The organism is Qipengyuania sp. BR81-2, assembly GCF_055693895.1.
Genome location: NZ_CM146344.1, coordinates 1,887,728 through 1,903,448 on the forward strand (window position 1 = coordinate 1,887,728; position 15,721 = coordinate 1,903,448).

Sequence of the window (15,721 nt, forward strand, 5' to 3'; positions counted from 1 at the left end):
GGCAGAGTCTAACAAGCTGTGCTTTTCGGCTTGAAAAAGGCCTTCGCGATTATTCGGGCGGAAGATCGAAAGGATCGTCCTCGCGCTCCTCGCTGCGCGTGCGCAATTCCACGCTGCGATCAGGTGCCGCCTGCGGGTCGAGCGCGAGCAGGTCGGCTGCATCGGGCTGCGTTTCCGCGCCGAAGGGCTTGGGCGGCAGGTCCTGGCCGGCGACCGGTTCGAGCTGGGCTTTCTGGCCGCATGCGCCGAGCAGCGCGGCAAGGGTCAGGGCGGCGACGATGCGCATATTCTACTTGTCCTCCAGCCGCTTGCGGGCCTCTTCGACCTGCTCCCTTACACGGGTCGGGGCGGTCCCGCCATAAGAGGATCGCGCCGCAACCGAGGCGTCGACCGAAAGCGCATCGAAGACGCGCTCGTCGACCCGCGCATCGATCGCCTTGAGGTCCTCGATCGAAAGGCCGTCGAGGGCGACGCCCTTCTCGTCGGCCAGCTTCACAGCCGCGCCGGTGATGTGATGCGCCTCGCGGAACGGGATGTCCGCCTGCCGTACCAGCCAGTCGGCAAGATCGGTCGCGGTTGCGTGCCCCGCTTCGGCAGCCTTCCGCATGCGGGCGGTGTCGAAACGGCTGTCGGCGACCATTCCCGCCATCGCGGCAAGGCTCAGGTCGAGCAGGCTGGCAGCCTCGAACACCGGTGGCTTGTCGTCCTGCATGTCCTTCGAATAGGCGAGCGGCAGGCCCTTCATCGTGACCATCAGGCTGGTCGCGCAGCCGATCACGCGGCCCGCGTGGCCGCGCACCAGTTCGGCCGCGTCGGGATTGCGCTTTTGCGGCATGATCGAACTGCCGGTAGACAGCGTGTCGGGCAGTTTGACGAAGCCGAAGGGCTGGCTCGCCCAGATGATGAATTCCTCGGCCAGACGGCTGAGGTGGAGCGAACACTGGCTCGCCGCCATCAGATAATCGAGCGCGAAGTCGCGGTCCGAGACGGCATCGAGGCTATTGCGCGTCGGCCTTGCGAAGCCGAGCGCCTCGGCGGTCATCTCTCGATCGAGGTCGAAACCGGTGCCGGCCAGCGCGGCCGATCCCAGCGGGCACTCGTCCATTCGCGCCAGCGCATCGGTAAAGCGCGAACGGTCGCGCATCAGCATTTCGAAATAGGCGAGCAGGTGATGGCCCAGCGTCACCGGCTGCGCGGTCTGGAGATGCGTGAAGCCCGGCATGATGCTGTCGGCATGCTCTTCCGCCCGCTCGACCAGCGCGCCGAGCAGCGCATCGATCCCGGCGACGGCGCGCTGCATCGCGCTCCTCACCCACATGCGAAAGTCGGTCGCGACCTGGTCGTTGCGACTGCGCGCGGTGTGGAGACGACCGGCTGCGGGGCCGACAATTTCGGTCAGCCGCGCTTCCACTGTCATGTGAATGTCCTCGAGGTCCCAGTCCTCGGGCACGCCGTCGCGCTCGTACTCCTCGGCGATCTGCGTAAGGCCTTCTGTGATTGTCTCGGCGTCGGCCACGCTGACGATCCCCTGCTTCGCCAGCATGGCTACATGGGCGAGGCTGCCAGAGATGTCTTCACGCCAGAGCGCCTTGTCGAACGGGATTGAGGCGTTGATTTCGCGCATGATCGCACTAGGTCCTTCGGCGAACCTGCCGCCCCACATGCTGTTGGAGCCCTTATTGTCCCGCTTGTCGCTCACGCTTCTGTCCATTCTCGCATTGTCGCTGGCCGCCTGCGATAGGAGCGCGCCCGACGCGGCGCAAGAAAGCGGTGCTTCACCCGCGGCAATCGGCGAATTCGATCGAATGATGGCGGGCGAGCTGATGCCTGCGATCAACGTTACCGATCTGGATGGACGCCAGCTCAACCTCGGGGCCCTGCAAGGCGAGCCGGTGCTCGTGAACCTGTGGGCCACTTGGTGCGCTCCCTGCGTGAAGGAAATGCCGCTGCTCGACGAGCTTGCAGCCGATTACGATGGCCGCATGCGGGTCGTCACGGTGAGCCAAGACATGGGCAGCGAGGAGAAAGTCGCGGAGTTCTTCGCGCAGAACGACTTCGCCTATCTCGAAAGCTGGCGCGATCCTGATGCCGAGCTCGGCTTCGCACTCGGCGACGTGATGTTGCCGACGACCGTGCTCTACGATGAATCCGGCCAGGAAATCTGGCGAGTGCAGGGCGATCTCGACTGGTCCGGCGAAGAAGCACGCGCCGCCATCGATGCGGCGCTGGGAGGCTGATCGCACGTAGCTTGTCATAACGGCTCCAAACCCGTATATCAGGAATACCTAATATAAGGCGTGTGCCGCGATATGTTTGACTGGATCTATTGGCTTTCCGGCGCCCTCTCTGGAGGAGCGGTCGGCTTTGTCCTCGGCCTGATCGGCGGGGGAGGCTCGATCCTTGCCGTGCCGCTCATGGTCTATGTCGTGGGCGTGCCCAATCCGCATACCGCGATCGGAACCAGTGCGCTCGCAGTGGCGGCCAACGCGCTTGCGGGCCTCGTGAACCACGCGAGGCAGGGGACTGTGAAATGGCGCTGCGGATTGTTCTTCGCCGCGGCAGGCGTGCTGGGTGCGCTTGCGGGATCGACGGTGGGCAAGAATTTCGACGGGCAGAAACTGCTGTTCCTCTTCGCGATCCTGATGATCGTCGTGGGCGCGCTGATGCTTCGGAAGACGGGGCGCAAAAGCAATGCAGACGTCGTTCTCGGCCGCGAGAATGCTCTGCAGCTGGGTGGATACGGACTGGGTGCAGGCGCGATGTCGGGCTTTTTCGGCATCGGCGGCGGGTTCCTGATCGTACCGGGCCTGATCGCCGCCACACGCATGCCGATGATCTACGCGGTCGGGACCAGCCTCGTCGCGGTCAGCGCCTTCGGTATCACGACCGCGGGCAATTACGCGCTTTCCGGCTATGTCGACTGGCTGCTGGCGGGCGTCTTCGTCGCCGGCGGTGTTGTCGGCAGCCTGCTGGGCACGCGCCTAGCACAGAAGCTGTCGAGCACGGGCGCGCTGACCAAGATCTTCGCAGGCGTGATCTTTGCCGTTGCCGCCTACATGCTGTGGCAGAGCTGGATGGCGATGTGAGGCGTGCCCTTCGCTTTCGCTCGGAAAGTTCGATGCAAAACCATCCCCGGATGGTTATGACCAATCGAAACTGGTGGGCGCTGACGGGCTCGAACCGCCGACCCTCTCGGTGTAAACGAGATGCTCTACCAACTGAGCTAAGCGCCCCAACCGGTGTCGGGTGAAGCGCCACATAGCGTGCGTGACGCGAAAATCAATTGTCGCTATCGCGCAATCGCATGACGACCAGGCTGACAGTCCTTGCCACCGGAGGCACCATCGCCGGCATTGCCGGCTCCGCAATCGCGCATGACTACCGTGCGGGCGAGATCGGTATCGAGGAATATCTCGAGAAAGTCGGCGGTCTCGGCCTCGAGGCGGAGCTTTCCGGGCGCCAGATCGCCAATATCGATTCGGCGGATATCGGCCCCGGGGTCTGGAACGATTTGCATCCCGCGATCGAAGAGGCGCTCGGAGACGGGGCCTGCAACGGTATCATCGTAACTCACGGCACCGATACTCTCGAAGAGACCGCATTCCTCCTCGACCTGACGCTTCCGGCGGAAAAGCCCGTGGTCGTGGTGGGCGCCATGCGTCCTGCCGACGCGGTGGGCTATGACGGCCTCAGGAATTTCGCCAATGCCGTGCGGGTGGCAAGCGACCCCGATGCGGCAGGCCGCGGCGTGCTGGTGGTCATGGGCGACCGCGTCTTCGCCGCGCGCGATGTGCGCAAGGTCCGCACACGCGGGACCGAGGCTTTCCGCGGCTTCCCGCGCGAGTCGATCGGTCTCGTCACACCGGCCAGCCTCGAATGGTTCGGCGCCCCCTGGCGGCAGGGCGGCTCTGCGACATTCGAGTGGAGCGACAAGCTGCCCGAGGTCGTGATCGTCTATGCCTATGCCGGGTTCGACGGTGCAGGTGTCGAGCGGCAGGTCGGCGAGAACACGTGCGGTATCGTGGTGGCGGGTGTGGGCGAGGGCAACATGCCCGAAAGCGCGCGTCAGGCCCTGGTGGCCATGGCCAAACGCGGACTACCCGTGGTGCGCGCCAGCCGCGCCGATGAAGGGCTTGTCGACCGAGAGCCCGAAGACACGGAGAACGGTTTCGTCGCCTCGCGCGCCCTCAACCCGCAGAAAGCGCGCATCCTGCTGCAATTGCTGCTGGCAGGCGGGATCACCGACCCCGCCGCCATCCAGAGGGCTTTCGACGGCCGCTAGGTTCAGCCGTGCGGCGTGACGAGGTATTTCTCGCCCGTCTTCATCTGGCGATAGTCGAGGATCGCATCCTTGGTCAGCATGCCCTCGAGGTCGACCTTGGTCTTGTAGTGGCTGGCGAAGGTGGTGGTGAGATTCTGCAGCACGCGCGTGCGCATCCGCATGACCGTTTCCATGCCGGCATTCTGCAGGAACGGGGTCAGCAGCCAGCCCGATAGCGTCCAGCCGAAGCCGTAGGCAGGCGTCAGCACGGTCGGTCCGAAATCGAGGCGGCCGTAAATGAACATGCGCTTCTGCTGGTTCGAACCGTAGCGCGAATATTCGGTCATCTTCGACACCGCGACCTGTTCCATTGCGCGAAAGCAGCTGTCGACCATCTGCCCGCCGCCGATCGGGTCGAACCCGTAGAATGCGTCGGTCTCGTCGATCGCGCTCTTGAGCTGGTCCATGAAATCGTCGTCCGAAGAATTCACGACATGCTTCGCGCCCTGCGACGTGAGCAGCTCGGCCTGGTCGTCCTTGCGCACGATGTTCACGAGCTCGATGCCGTCCTCGAGGCAGATGCGGTTGAGCATCTGGCCCAGGTTCGAAGCACCGACCGTGTGGAGGATCGCCTTCTGGCCGTCCATCTTGGCATTCTCGACGAAGCCCAGCGCGGTCATCGGATTGACGAAGCTCGAAGCGCCGGCCTCGCTGCTGTGATCGCCGAGCGGCAGGCACATCGCGGCATCCGCGATGGCGTACTGGCTGAAGGCATTGCCGGGCACGCAGGCGACTCGCTGGCCCATCAGCGCCTTGGCTATGTCGCTGTCACCCGTGGCGATAACGGTGCCCGCGCCTTCGTTACCTGCAGGAAGCTTCTGGCCGTGGCGCGATTTCGACGCCGAATTGAACGGTTCGGGCATCTTGGCGACGACCTTTCCGTCAGAATACTCCGCGTTCTCGAAGTCGGCCGCGCCGGTCAGGATCGCGAGGTCGGACGGGTTGATCGGCGCAGCTTCCATCTTGACCAGCACCTGGTTGCCGGTCGGCTCGTGGAAGGTGACCTCCTCGATTGCAAGCGTGAGCGTGCCGTCGCTGGTCAGCGTGGTGAAAAGCTGTTTGCCGGTGGTCATCCTCGTTCCCTTTCGTAGCGGTTCCAAACCTGTTTGGCGGCCTCGCTACGCCTCGAAATCGGGCTTGGCTAGGGTGACGTTAGGTCAAGTCTCGTCCGGGTAGGTCGCCGTGACGAAGTAGAGCCCGTGCGGCGGTGCATTGAGGCCGAGCGCCTGCCGGTCCCTCGCTTCCAGTGCCTCTACGACCTGCTCCTCGCGCCAGCGGCCCATGCCGACCAGTGCAAGGCATCCGACCATCGAGCGTACCTGGTGGTGGAGGAAGCTGCGCGCAGCGGCGTGGATGCGAACCTCGTCTCCTTCGCGCTCCACGTCGAGCCGGTCGAGCGTCTTTTCCGGGCTCTGCGCCTGGCACTGGACCGACCGGAACGTGGTGAAATCGTGCAAGCCGACGAGTGCTTTTGCCGCACGGTCCATCGCCTCGTGGTCGAGATCCTGCGGGACCTGCCAGAGCCGGTTACGGTCCAGCGTCAGCGGCGCGCGCCGGTTGGCGATGCGGTAGACATAGCTGCGCCCGGTGCAGGAAAACCGCGCGTGCCAATCGTCGGGCACGACTTCGCAATGCGTCACCGCGATCGGATCGGGGCGGACCTGCGCATTGAGCGCCTCCATCAGGCGGAAGGGCGCGATGTCCTTCTCGATATCCATGTGGCTTCGCATCGCGAGCGCGTGGACGCCGGTATCGGTACGGCCGGCACTGTGGAGGCGCACCTCCTCCCCGGTCACGCGGAACGCAGCCTCTTCCAGGGATTGCTGCACGCTCGGCCCGTTGTCCTGCCGCTGCAGGCCGAAGAAGGGTGTCCCGTCGAATTCTATGGTGAGCGCGAAGCGGGTCACGTGAGGCTCGCGCCTTTCTTGATGACATTGCCGCGCAGAAATTCGTCACGCTCCATTGCTGGCTTGCCCGCGCGCTGGAGGCGGACGGGGCGGATGGCGCCATCACCGCAGGCAATCGCGAAATCGTTGTCGAGCACCCTGCCGGGTTCGCCCGAACCTTCGACCACCTCGGCGCGAAGCAGTTTCACACGCACTCCGTCCATTTCGAACCATGCGCCGGGGAAGGGCGAAAGACCGTGGACGTGGCGCACCACTTCCTGCGCCGGACGCGTCCAGTCGATCCGGGCCTCGGCCTTGTCGATCTTCTTGGCATAGGTCGCCGCCTCGTGGTCCTGCTCGACCGGGTGAAGCGCATCGAGATCGATCAGCGTGCCGACCATCAGCTGCGCGCCCAGCTCGGCGAGTTCTTCGGTCAGTTCGCCTGTGGTCTTGTCCTCGACCGGCGTGCGCACGGTGGCAAGCATCGGTCCCGTATCGAGCCCTGCTTCCATCCGCATGATGGTAACGCCGGTCACCTCGTCGCCCGCCATGATTGAGCGGTGGATCGGCGCCGCGCCACGCCAGTCGGGCAGGAGCGATGCGTGGACATTGAGACAGCCATGCATCGGCGCATCGAGGATCGCCTGCGGCAGGATCAGGCCATAGGCCGCGACTACGCCGATATCGGCACCAAGCGCGGCGAACTTCTCCTGCTCTTCGGCAGATTTGAGCGATGCCGGATGACGCACTTCGATGCCCAGCCGCTTGGCCAGCTGGTGCACGGGCGTCTTGGTCAGTTCCTTGCCGCGACGCCCGCCGGGGCGCGGCGGCTGGGTGTAGACGCACACGACTTCATGCGCCGCGTCGACCAGCGCCTGCAGCGTCGGCACGGCAAATTCCGGACTTCCCATGAAGATTATGCGCATGACGCTTCGTGTGACCTTTCGTGTTGGGCCCCGGCCCCCTATCTGTGCCTCCATGGCATCGCAAGAGATCGAGACGCTGGCCGCTGCGCTGGCACGCCTTCCCGGCCTCGGCCCGCGCAGCGCGCGGCGTGCCGTGCTGTGGCTGGTGAAACGCCGCGAAAGCGCGCTCCCCGCGCTGCTGGAGGCGCTGGCAACGGTGGGCGAGGCACTGGTCGAATGCGACACTTGCGGCAATGTCGACACCACCAACCCCTGCGGCATCTGCGCCGACCCGCGCCGCGACGGCAAGGGGCTGTGCGTGGTGGAGGATGTGGCCGATCTCTGGGCGCTCGACCGGGCGAAGCTGTTCACGGGCAAGTATCACGTGCTCGGCGGCAAGCTCTCCGCGCTCGACGGTATCCGGCCCGAGGACCTCAACATCGCCAGTCTGCTGTCGCGGGTGGAAGAGGGCGGCATCGACGAGGTCGTTCTCGCCATGAACGCCACGCTCGAAGGCCAGACCACTGCCCACTACCTCGCCGAGCGGCTCGAGGACTTCCCCGTGCGCATCACCCAGCTTGCACATGGCCTGCCGGTCGGCGGCGAGCTCGACTATCTCGACGAGGGTACGCTGGCGCAGGCACTGAGAGCCCGTCGTCCACTTGGCTAAGCGATCAGTCTGAGCGGCCCAATTCGATTGAAAAAGGCGGATTCCACGCCTATCTGACCCTCCATGGCTATCCGTGAGATTATTGAAGTGCCGGATCCCCGGCTCAAGGTCGTGTCCGAACCGGTTACCGAGTTCGACGATGAACTGCGCGAACTCGTCTCCGACATGTTCGAAACAATGTATGACGCACCCGGTATTGGTCTCGCCGCCATCCAGGTCGGCGTGCCGAAGCGCGTGCTGGTGATCGACCTACAGCCCGAGGACGAGGAAGCCGAGGGCGAGGTCTGCAATCATGGCGGCCACGAACACGTCCACTATCCGACGAAGAAGGAACCTCGGGTATTCGTGAACCCCGAAATCCTCGATCCGGCGGAAGAGCTGGCGACCTATCAGGAAGGCTGCCTTTCTGTCCCCGACATCTTCGCCGATGTCGACCGTCCGGCGACCTGCCGCGTGCGCTACCAGGATCTCGAAGGCGAGACCCACGAGGAAGACATGGAAGGCCTGATGGCCACCTGCATCCAGCACGAGATGGACCACCTCGAAGGCATTCTCTTCATCGATCACCTCTCGCGCCTCAAGCGCAACATGGCGCTCAAGAAGCTGAAAAAGCTGCGTGAAGCAGCCTGACAAGATCAGCTGGTCGCGGGCAGCCGCGGCCGGCCTCCTGTTTGCGCTCGTGATGTGCACTTGGGTCTGGATCGACCGCAATCCGGGTTTCGACCAGCTGGCGATCCGCTTTTCGGCCTATTTCCTCGCCTTCACCTTCGGCTTCTATTTCCTATACAATCTGGTCACCGGGCAAAAACGGTAGAAAGCCCGCGCGGGCCTCTGGCGTTCCCTCTCCGTTCCGCCTAATGTGGCGTGATGGATCCCATGCTTTTCATTCTCATAGCCCTGCTGGGCGGCCTTGTGGTCGGCGGTTTTGCCGGTTGGCTCTTCGGTTCGCGCCCTGCGGCCGACTGGCAGGCGCGCCATGCCGAGCGCGATGCCGAGGCGAAGGACCTTTCCGAGAAACTCTCGCGCATGGCGCCTGAGCTTGCGACCATGTCGGAACGCGCTGATCGCGCCGACGAACTCGCACGCAAGCTGGACGAGGAGCGCGAGGCTCATGGCGCACTGAAAGCCAAGGCCGCGGGCTTCGAGGAGCAGAAGCGGATTCTCGAGGAAAGCCGCGAGAAGCTGCTCAAGGAATTCGAGAACACCGGTGCCAAGGTGCTCGAAGCTGCGCGCGAACGCTTCAGCAACGAGGCGACGAGCAGGCTGGGCGAGGCGGAAGCCAAGCACAAGGAGGCTGTCGCCTCGCTGCTCAAGCCGGTGAACGAACGCCTGCAGAAATACGAGGAACAGGTCGGCTCGCTCGAACGCCAGCGCGCCGATGCCTTTTCGCGCCTCCACCAGCAGATCGAGGGCATGCGTATCTCTCAGGAAGAGGTCCGCAAGGAAGCCCAGCGCCTCGGCAACAGCCTGACCAACGCACCCAAGGCGCGCGGCCGCTGGGGCGAGCGGGCGCTGCAGAACGTGCTCGAACAGGCCGGGCTTGCCGAGCACACCGATTTCATTCTCGAACAATCGCTCGAGACCGACGAGGGTCGGCTGCGCCCCGATGCCATCGTCAACGTTCCGGGCCAGAAGAAGCTGGTCATCGACGCCAAGGTGTCGCTGAACGCCTACCAGGCCGCCTTCGAAGCCGATGACGACGATGTGAAGCGCCAGCAGCTTTCGCTGCATGCCAAGTCCATGCGCAGCCACGTCCAGACGCTGGGGGCCAAGAGCTACCAGAGCCAGTTCGACGAAGCGCCCGATTACGTGGTGATGTTCGTGCCGGGCGAACATTTCGTTGCCGCGGCTCTCGAAGCCGACCCCGACCTGTGGGACTTTGCCTTCCACAACAAGGTGCTTCTGGCGACGCCGACCAACCTCGTCGCCATCGCGCGCACGGTGGCGCAGGTCTGGCGCCAGGACACGATCGCCCGTGAGGCGGTGGAGATCGGCAAGGCAGGAGCGGAGCTTTACGACCGTCTCGCCGTCGCTGCCGAACATATGAAGCGTGTCGGCGGCGGTCTCGAGACTGCGGTCAACAATTACAACAAGTTCGTCGGCAGTTTCGAGCGGAACGTGCTGTCAGCTGGAAGGCGCCTGCACGAGAAAGGCATCGAGATCGGCAAGCGTGAAATCGAGGAGGTGCCCAAAGTAGAGGCCACTCCGCGCTATAATGCCGAAGACGCTGCGCAAATCGAGGATGGCCGCGCGGAAGACCGCGAGGCGGCGGAATAGGAAATTTCTTTGGTTAACCGCTTAACGAAATAAAAACATTGTTTCTTGGTGCATAAGGCGCAATTGTCGCGTTACTACAAGTGAGGGTTCGCTGGCTGACGGGGTTCGGCAAATGGATTTGCGAAGGGAAAAGCGCTACTCGATTTCGGTCATGGGCCGGTACCGCAAGGGTACCGGTGTGCGCTTCGATATCGCCATCCGCGATCTCTCCGAATACGGCTGCCAATTCGCCGACCTTGTTGGCCGGCTGCGCAAGGGCGACGAGATTACCCTGCGCATCGGAGACATCGGTCCGATCGCCGCTCGCACGAAGTGGGTGGAGAAGCGGACGGTCGGCGTAGAATTCGACCAGCCGCTGCATCTTTCGGTGCTCGACCACATTATCGAACATGGTGGCAAGAACACGGCCGACGACTGACATCGTCCGGCCCGGATACTAGGACAGAGACGCGAGCACTTCGTAGCCGAGCACTGCGGCGGCGACTGCGGCGTTGAGACTGTCGGCCCGACCATTCATCGGCACGGTTACCCGCAGGTCGCAGGCCATCTCGTATTCCTCGGGTAGGCCGCGGCTTTCATTGCCGACCATCACGAAACAGGGCGCCGCATAGGGCGCACCGCGATAGGGCTGGGCTTCGCGTAGCGAGGCGGCGACAAGTTGTCCTTCGCCATTCCTCAACCAGCTTTCGAACTCGGCCCAGGGGGCCTGCGCCAGCTTCTGCGTGAAGATTGCGCCCATGCTTGCACGCACGGTCTCGACGCTGAAGGGATCGGCGCAGTCGTCGATCAGGATCAGCCCGCCCGCTCCGATGGCATCGCCGGTGCGCAGCATGGTCCCGATATTGCCCGGATCGCGAAGTGCCTGGGCGACGAGCCATATGTCCGCGCCCGAGCGATCCAGCGTCTCCAGCGAGGTGTCGAACTCGGCAAAAACGCCTGCGACTGCCTGCGGATTGTCCTTGCCGGTGATCTTGGAAAGGATGTCCGGCGTGGTCTCGATCACTTCGCCGCCGTTGGCCTCGACTGCCTCTTCGAGCGCGGTGAGCAGCGGATGCGGATCGCGGCGATCGGCGAGCACCAGGACTTCGGGAATGTGCCCGCATTCGCGTGCGTCGGTGAGCAGGCGCAGGCCTTCGGCAAGGAAGCGGCGTGCCGCCTTGCGGTGCTTCTTCTCGCGCAGCGCCCGCAGCGCCTTGACGGTGGGATTGGAAAAGCCGGTGATGACCCGGCGGTGCGCGGCCATGCTCAGGGCTCCCCGAAGCCGTCCTCGACCATGGCGGAAAGCTCGGCCATCACGGCATCGGCATTGTCACCGGCGACGATCAGTTCGATGGTATCGCCCTTTGCGGCGCCGAGCATCATGAGGCCGAGGATCGAGCCGCCGGCCGCCTCGTTGCTGCCCTTGGCCACGCGAACCTTGCAGCCCTCGGGGATTTCCGCGACCGCGCCGACGAATTTGGCACTGGCCCTTGCATGAAGGCCCCGCTGGTTCACGACCGTGATCTGTTTGCGAAGCTCGCTCAACTCGCCTTCCGTGCGCTCTCGATGTCCTGGCCGAGGAATTCGCTCGCCACGGTGATGTAGTTGCGTCCAGCGGTCTGCGCCGCGGCGACGGCTTCAACCACGTTCATGCTTTTGCGCGCACCGGCGAGGCGGATCAGCATCGGCAGGTTGATGCCGGCGATCACTTCGATCCGTCCGGTGTCGAGCAGCGAAATGGCCAGATTGGAGGGCGTGCCGCCGAACAGGTCGGTGAGGATTATCGCGCCATCGCCTGTATCTACCTCGGCGATGGCGTCGGCGATGTCCTTGCGCCGCTGCTCCATGTCGTCATTGGGTCCGATGCAGATGGTGGCCACCGCTTCCTGCTTGCCCACCACGTGCTCCATCGCGTCGATGAAATGTTCGGCAAGCTTGCCGTGTGTGACGAGAATCATGCCGATCATGCGTGCACTGCGTCCGTTGCGTTTCCCGAGGGGTGAAGTTTCTGCGTTTTCGCCATTGCGCTTGGCTCAAAATCAACCACGCTCGAGCGGATCGGCGGGGCGGCTTCTAAGATTGCGGTGAATGACCGTGGGCGAAAATCCCGCCTCGCGCAAGACCTCCGCGGCCGCTTCTGCGCTGTAAACCGAACGGTGTCTCCCGCCGGTACAGCCGAAGGCGATGTTAAGATAGCTGCGATCCTGAGCAGCATAACGCGGCAGCAATTCGAGCAAGGTCTCGGAAATGCGGGCGAAAGCGGGCGCGAAGGCAGGGTCGCCCTCGATATGTTCGCCTACCGCCCTGTCGAGTCCGGTCTGGTCGCGAAGATCGGGCACCCAGTGCGGGTTGTCGAGAAAGCGCATGTCGAACATGAGATCGGCCAGTGGCGGCATGCCGCGCGCAAAGCCGAAGCTGGAGACCGTGATGGTCATTTCGCGGCCACCGCTCCTGCCGAACCTTTCGCGGACGACCTGCTGGAGGTCGCCGGAGGTATAGTCGCTCGTGTCGAGCACGATGTCGGCCCATTGGCGCAAGGGGCCAAGCAGTTCCCGCTCCGCCTTGATCCCGGCCGCCACCGGCCGCTCGCGGGCCATCGGATGCGGGCGGCGGGTTTCGTTGTAGCGGCGCTCCAGCTCGGCAGCGGAGCAGTCAATGAACATGGTGGTCAGTTCGACATCGCTGCGCTTGGCCAACTGCTCGCATAATTCGATGGTTTCGGCCGGCACGAAGCCGCGCGTCCGCGAATCGAAACCGATCGCGAGCGGGGCGGGATGGTCGCTGTCCCCGCCAAGCATCGAGCCGAGCAGGCGGACGGGAAAATTGTCGATCGTTTCCCAGCCGAGGTCTTCCAGCACCTGCAGCGCGGTGGACTTGCCCGCGCCGGACAGGCCGGTCACGAGAAGGATGCGCTGGAGGGACTGGTCTGTGCTCATTTGCCGACCGGCAGCCCGTGTTTCTCAAGCGCGTATTCGGCGCGCAGGGCCTGCGTCATGTCGCCCGCGCGGAACATCAGCACCGGGATCGAGGTCCCCCTGATATCCGTATGCGGGATCTCGGTGGGATAACGCGGTGCTTTCTTCTCGGTCAGCTGCAGCGCCAGCGCGACAGGCGCGCTCGTGGTGGGCAGCTTGACGAGGCCGACATTGCGCACCTCGATGAGCCCTTCGGTGGTCATCGGCGGATGGGCATACGGGAAGCCGTCTTCCTCGACGATCCGGATGCCGTCATCACCGATGAGGGTGGCGCCGCGGTCGATCAGCGCGAGTGCAAGGCTGGACTTCCCGAGCCCCGGTTCGCCTGCGATCAGCAGTGCGCGGCCATCGATTGCGACGGCTGTAACATTCGGAATGACTAGCTTCATTTGGCTGCCGGCAAGTCTAGCACGAGACAGGCCCCCTTCTTTCCATCGGCCCGCCCATCGGCATGGAGCGAGCCGTCATGCGCTTCGGCGATGGTGCGCCCGATGGCAAGCCCGAGACCGGAATGATTGCCGAAATCTTCGTCTTCGGGCCGGTCGGAATGGAAGCGGTGGAAGACTTTCTCGCGCTTCTCTTCGGGAATGCCCGGGCCCTCGTCGCAGACCGTCATGATGATCCGTCCGTCGCGGCAGCGGATGATAACCTCGATCGTCCCGCCTTCGGGAGAAAAGGACACCGCATTGTCGAGCAGGTTCTCGATCACGCGTTCGAGCCTCATCGCGACGCCATAAACGCACAGTTCTTCGCCGATGGCCTCGATGGTCACGGCGTTGCCGCGGTTCTCGCCACGCTCGTCGCGGCTTGCGACCACGTTTCGCGTGAGCGCTGCGATGTCGACCTTCTCGAATTCGGCGCGCGACATTTCGGCGTCGATCCTGCTGGCATCCGAAATCTCGGTGACGAGGCGATCGATGCGGCGCACGTCATGCGTGGCGATATCGAGCAATTGCTTGCGGAGCTCGGGGTCCTCGACCTTGCCGAGCGACTCCGTGGCGCTGCGAAGGCTGGCGAGCGGGTTCTTGATCTCGTGCGCCACGTCCGCGGCAAAGCTTTCGACCGCGTCGATCCGGTGGCGCAATGCGGCGGTCATGTCGGACACGGCACGGGCGAGCATGCCGATCTCGTCGCGCCGGTCGGGCAGCCGCGGGACCTCTACCTGCCGGTCGCGACCCTGCCTCACACGGACCGCGGCCTGCACCAGCTCGCGCAATGGCCGCACGATGGTCTGTGCGAGGAAGAAGCTGAGCAGCGTGGAGACGAGCAGGAAGAGCAGAACGATCAGCGCGACATTGGTGCGCGCCTCGCGGACGCGCTGCGTGATGTCGACCGGATTGCGTGTGATGAGCAGCGTGTCCCCGTCGAGACCGACCGGGGCAGCAGCGTTGATGACATGGGTGCCGTCGGGCGCGTCGCGCAGCACGATCTGCGTGAGGCTTTCCTCGCGCGCACGCACCAGTTCGGGCCACGCGCTCGCATCGTCGGCCTCGGGATCCACATAGTCGGGAAGCGCCGGGGCGTCGACCACGGTGTCGAACCAGCGGTCGAGGCGAAGAGCGAAGTCATCCTGGTCGACCTCGCTCGCATCGGGCAGTTCGAAGCTCGGCGGGGCGAGCTGGAAGCTGTCGGATTCGAGCATTCCCTCAGGCCCGTAGACGCGAATGCGGAGGCGCTGCTCCTTGCCGATCTGGATCAGCAGCGCTTCCTGGCGTTGCTGAGTCGCGCCAGCCAGCGCTTCGGCTGTGATCTGCGCTTCCACGAGAGCAAGCTTGAACCGCTCGTCGAGCAGCTGCTTGCGGTAGCTGTCGAGATAGATGACCCCGCCGCCCAGCAGCACCAGCGGCAGGACGTTCACGAAGAGGATGCGGCTGGTGAGCGAAAGGCGGCGCGACCAGCGGAGTTTGTCGAGCCGGGGATCGCCTTTCAGGACGCTGCCGGTCTCAGCCATCGCTGAAACTGTAGCCCGCACCGTAGAGCGTTTCGATCGAGGAAAACTCCGGATCGACGCTGCGGAACTTGCGGCGCATTCGCTTGATGTGGCTGTCCACGGTGCGATCGTCGACGAAGACATCGTCGGGATAGGCCGCGTCCATCAGCTGGTTGCGGCTCTTGATAACGCCCGGATGCAGCGCGAGCGCCTCGAGCAATAGGAATTCGGTGACCGTAAGCGAGACGGGCTTGTCGCCCCAGGTCACGTGGTGGCGCGCGGGGTCCATGCGCAGGCGGCCGCGCTCGATGACCTCAGCCGGAAGCTCACCCGGCTCGATCGGCATCGGGCGGCGCGCATCGCTGCGGCGCAGGATGGCGCGGATACGGGCGAGCAACAGGCGCAGGCTGAAGGGCTTGGCGATGTAATCGTCCGCGCCCATCTGGAATCCGGCTTCCTCGTCCTGCTCGTCGTCCTTGCTGGTGAGGAAGATGACCGGAAGCGGCGAGTGCTCGCGAAGGCGGCGCAGCAGCTCCATTCCGTCCATCTTGGGCATCTTGATGTCGAAAATCGCGAGGTCGGGCGGGTTGCCGAGCAGGGCGGACAGGGCCGCTTCGCCGTCGGAATAGACCCTGGTCGCGAAACCTTCGGCCTGTAGCGCGATAGAAACCGTCGTCAGGATGTTGCGATCATCGTCGACGAGCGCAATGACCGTGCGGTCATCGGCTGGCTTTGCGGCATCTCCGGCGGTGTTTTCCATCACAGCGGCGATTAACGC

General features: G+C 64.2%; 20 protein-coding genes and 1 tRNA gene. 8 read left to right on the plus strand and 13 right to left on the minus strand.

Annotated elements, in window-relative coordinates:
- Positions 1-49 precede the first annotated feature (49 nt).
- Positions 50-286 carry a hypothetical protein gene (locus ACZ1G8_RS09510; RefSeq protein WP_472679184.1) on the minus strand — a complete coding sequence of 79 codons (237 nt, stop codon included), beginning with the start codon at positions 284-286 and terminating at the stop codon, positions 50-52.
- A gap of 3 nt (positions 287-289) precedes the next feature.
- The gene (argH, locus tag ACZ1G8_RS09515) at positions 290-1,663 is read right to left on the minus strand and encodes an argininosuccinate lyase (protein ID WP_472681233.1); all 1,374 of its coding nucleotides are present in this window, start codon (positions 1,661-1,663) and stop codon (positions 290-292) included.
- Between the two features lie 25 nt (positions 1,664-1,688).
- On the opposite strand from argH, the gene ACZ1G8_RS09520 reads away from it, so the two are divergent.
- Complete coding sequence (locus tag ACZ1G8_RS09520; protein WP_472679185.1) at positions 1,689-2,237, plus strand: TlpA family protein disulfide reductase; 549 nt, start codon at positions 1,689-1,691, stop codon at positions 2,235-2,237.
- Between the two features lie 72 nt (positions 2,238-2,309).
- On the plus strand, positions 2,310-3,086 hold the full coding sequence (locus tag ACZ1G8_RS09525; RefSeq protein ID WP_472679186.1) for a sulfite exporter TauE/SafE family protein: 777 nt from the start codon (positions 2,310-2,312) through the stop codon (positions 3,084-3,086).
- Positions 3,087-3,157: 71 nt separating this feature from the next.
- Here ACZ1G8_RS09525 and ACZ1G8_RS09530 read toward each other — a convergent pair.
- Positions 3,158-3,233, minus strand: a tRNA-Val gene (locus ACZ1G8_RS09530).
- A 71-nt stretch (positions 3,234-3,304) separates the two neighbouring features.
- Between ACZ1G8_RS09530 and ACZ1G8_RS09535 the strand changes: the two genes are divergently transcribed.
- Positions 3,305-4,282 (plus strand): asparaginase, encoded by a 978-nt coding sequence (locus ACZ1G8_RS09535; protein WP_472679187.1) that lies wholly within the window; start codon positions 3,305-3,307, stop codon positions 4,280-4,282.
- A 2-nt stretch (positions 4,283-4,284) separates the two neighbouring features.
- On the opposite strand, the gene ACZ1G8_RS09540 is transcribed toward ACZ1G8_RS09535, so the two are convergent.
- From ACZ1G8_RS09540 to fmt, 3 genes are all read right to left on the minus strand, one after another.
- Positions 4,285-5,394: a zinc-binding dehydrogenase gene (locus ACZ1G8_RS09540; RefSeq protein ID WP_472679188.1), complete on the minus strand. Its 1,110-nt coding sequence runs from the start codon at positions 5,392-5,394 to the stop codon at positions 4,285-4,287.
- Between the two features lie 84 nt (positions 5,395-5,478).
- The gene (gene truA / locus ACZ1G8_RS09545) at positions 5,479-6,228 is read right to left on the minus strand and encodes a tRNA pseudouridine(38-40) synthase TruA (RefSeq protein ID WP_472679189.1); all 750 of its coding nucleotides are present in this window, start codon (positions 6,226-6,228) and stop codon (positions 5,479-5,481) included.
- On the minus strand, positions 6,225-7,133 hold the full coding sequence (gene fmt / locus ACZ1G8_RS09550) for a methionyl-tRNA formyltransferase (protein WP_472679190.1): 909 nt from the start codon (positions 7,131-7,133) through the stop codon (positions 6,225-6,227). Before fmt ends, truA begins: the two co-directional genes overlap by 4 nt.
- A gap of 52 nt (positions 7,134-7,185) precedes the next feature.
- On the opposite strand from fmt, the gene recR reads away from it, so the two are divergent.
- The 5 genes from recR to ACZ1G8_RS09575 all read left to right on the plus strand — a co-directional run bounded on the left by recR (position 7,186) and on the right by ACZ1G8_RS09575 (position 10,477).
- Positions 7,186-7,782, plus strand: coding sequence for a recombination mediator RecR (gene recR / locus ACZ1G8_RS09555; protein ID WP_221429044.1), 597 nt, complete (start codon positions 7,186-7,188; stop codon positions 7,780-7,782).
- Positions 7,783-7,845: 63 nt separating this feature from the next.
- On the plus strand, positions 7,846-8,412 hold the full coding sequence (locus ACZ1G8_RS09560; protein ID WP_221429043.1) for a peptide deformylase: 567 nt from the start codon (positions 7,846-7,848) through the stop codon (positions 8,410-8,412).
- Positions 8,399-8,596 (plus strand): hypothetical protein, encoded by a 198-nt coding sequence (locus ACZ1G8_RS09565; protein ID WP_472679191.1) that lies wholly within the window; start codon positions 8,399-8,401, stop codon positions 8,594-8,596. The genes ACZ1G8_RS09560 and ACZ1G8_RS09565 overlap by 14 nt, the downstream gene beginning before the upstream one ends.
- Positions 8,597-8,649: 53 nt before the next feature.
- A complete protein-coding gene (locus ACZ1G8_RS09570; protein WP_472679192.1) occupies positions 8,650-10,059 on the plus strand; it encodes a DNA recombination protein RmuC in 1,410 nt (469 codons plus the stop codon).
- A 112-nt stretch (positions 10,060-10,171) separates the two neighbouring features.
- On the plus strand, positions 10,172-10,477 hold the full coding sequence (locus ACZ1G8_RS09575; protein ID WP_472679193.1) for a PilZ domain-containing protein: 306 nt from the start codon (positions 10,172-10,174) through the stop codon (positions 10,475-10,477).
- Between the two features lie 18 nt (positions 10,478-10,495).
- Here the strand turns inward: ACZ1G8_RS09575 and ACZ1G8_RS09580 are convergent, their stop codons facing one another.
- The 7 genes from ACZ1G8_RS09580 to ACZ1G8_RS09610 form a co-directional block, all read right to left on the minus strand.
- Positions 10,496-11,302, minus strand: coding sequence for a TrmH family RNA methyltransferase (locus ACZ1G8_RS09580; RefSeq protein ID WP_472679194.1), 807 nt, complete (start codon positions 11,300-11,302; stop codon positions 10,496-10,498).
- 2 nt (positions 11,303-11,304) lie between these two features.
- Positions 11,305-11,583: an HPr family phosphocarrier protein gene (locus ACZ1G8_RS09585; protein WP_472679195.1), complete on the minus strand. Its 279-nt coding sequence runs from the start codon at positions 11,581-11,583 to the stop codon at positions 11,305-11,307.
- A complete protein-coding gene (locus ACZ1G8_RS09590; RefSeq protein WP_472679196.1) occupies positions 11,580-12,005 on the minus strand; it encodes a PTS sugar transporter subunit IIA in 426 nt (141 codons plus the stop codon). Before ACZ1G8_RS09590 ends, ACZ1G8_RS09585 begins: the two co-directional genes overlap by 4 nt.
- 72 nt (positions 12,006-12,077) lie before the next feature.
- On the minus strand, positions 12,078-12,974 hold the full coding sequence (rapZ, locus tag ACZ1G8_RS09595; protein ID WP_472679197.1) for an RNase adapter RapZ: 897 nt from the start codon (positions 12,972-12,974) through the stop codon (positions 12,078-12,080).
- Positions 12,971-13,402 carry an HPr kinase/phosphorylase gene (locus tag ACZ1G8_RS09600; RefSeq protein WP_472679198.1) on the minus strand — a complete coding sequence of 144 codons (432 nt, stop codon included), beginning with the start codon at positions 13,400-13,402 and terminating at the stop codon, positions 12,971-12,973. The genes rapZ and ACZ1G8_RS09600 overlap by 4 nt, the downstream gene beginning before the upstream one ends.
- Positions 13,399-14,964 (minus strand): sensor histidine kinase, encoded by a 1,566-nt coding sequence (locus ACZ1G8_RS09605; protein ID WP_472679199.1) that lies wholly within the window; start codon positions 14,962-14,964, stop codon positions 13,399-13,401. The genes ACZ1G8_RS09600 and ACZ1G8_RS09605 overlap by 4 nt, the downstream gene beginning before the upstream one ends.
- Positions 14,957-15,703, minus strand: coding sequence for a response regulator transcription factor (locus ACZ1G8_RS09610; protein ID WP_472679200.1), 747 nt, complete (start codon positions 15,701-15,703; stop codon positions 14,957-14,959). Before ACZ1G8_RS09610 ends, ACZ1G8_RS09605 begins: the two co-directional genes overlap by 8 nt.
- Positions 15,704-15,721 lie beyond the last annotated feature (18 nt).

Excerpts from the sequence above, each read along its gene's own strand:
- ACZ1G8_RS09510 (WP_472679184.1), bottom strand. The coding sequence starts at position 286 with ATGCGCATCGTCGCCGCCCTGACCCTTGCCGCGCTGCTCGGCGCATGC.
- argH (WP_472681233.1), bottom strand. The coding sequence starts at position 1,663 with ATGTGGGGCGGCAGGTTCGCCGAAGGACCTAGTGCGATCATGCGCGAA.
- ACZ1G8_RS09525 (WP_472679186.1), top strand. The coding sequence starts at position 2,310 with ATGTTTGACTGGATCTATTGGCTTTCCGGCGCCCTCTCTGGAGGAGCG.
- ACZ1G8_RS09535 (WP_472679187.1), top strand. The coding sequence starts at position 3,305 with ATGACGACCAGGCTGACAGTCCTTGCCACCGGAGGCACCATCGCCGGC.
- ACZ1G8_RS09540 (WP_472679188.1), bottom strand. The coding sequence starts at position 5,394 with ATGACCACCGGCAAACAGCTTTTCACCACGCTGACCAGCGACGGCACG.
- fmt (WP_472679190.1), bottom strand. The coding sequence starts at position 7,133 with ATGCGCATAATCTTCATGGGAAGTCCGGAATTTGCCGTGCCGACGCTG.
- recR (WP_221429044.1), top strand. The coding sequence starts at position 7,186 with ATGGCATCGCAAGAGATCGAGACGCTGGCCGCTGCGCTGGCACGCCTT.
- ACZ1G8_RS09560 (WP_221429043.1), top strand. The coding sequence starts at position 7,846 with ATGGCTATCCGTGAGATTATTGAAGTGCCGGATCCCCGGCTCAAGGTC.
- ACZ1G8_RS09570 (WP_472679192.1), top strand. The coding sequence starts at position 8,650 with ATGGATCCCATGCTTTTCATTCTCATAGCCCTGCTGGGCGGCCTTGTG.
- ACZ1G8_RS09575 (WP_472679193.1), top strand. The coding sequence starts at position 10,172 with ATGGATTTGCGAAGGGAAAAGCGCTACTCGATTTCGGTCATGGGCCGG.
- ACZ1G8_RS09580 (WP_472679194.1), bottom strand. The coding sequence starts at position 11,302 with ATGGCCGCGCACCGCCGGGTCATCACCGGCTTTTCCAATCCCACCGTC.
- ACZ1G8_RS09590 (WP_472679196.1), bottom strand. The coding sequence starts at position 12,005 with ATGATCGGCATGATTCTCGTCACACACGGCAAGCTTGCCGAACATTTC.
- rapZ (WP_472679197.1), bottom strand. The coding sequence starts at position 12,974 with ATGAGCACAGACCAGTCCCTCCAGCGCATCCTTCTCGTGACCGGCCTG.
- ACZ1G8_RS09600 (WP_472679198.1), bottom strand. The coding sequence starts at position 13,402 with ATGAAGCTAGTCATTCCGAATGTTACAGCCGTCGCAATCGATGGCCGC.
- ACZ1G8_RS09605 (WP_472679199.1), bottom strand. The coding sequence starts at position 14,964 with ATGGCTGAGACCGGCAGCGTCCTGAAAGGCGATCCCCGGCTCGACAAA.
- ACZ1G8_RS09610 (WP_472679200.1), bottom strand. The coding sequence starts at position 15,703 with ATGGAAAACACCGCCGGAGATGCCGCAAAGCCAGCCGATGACCGCACG.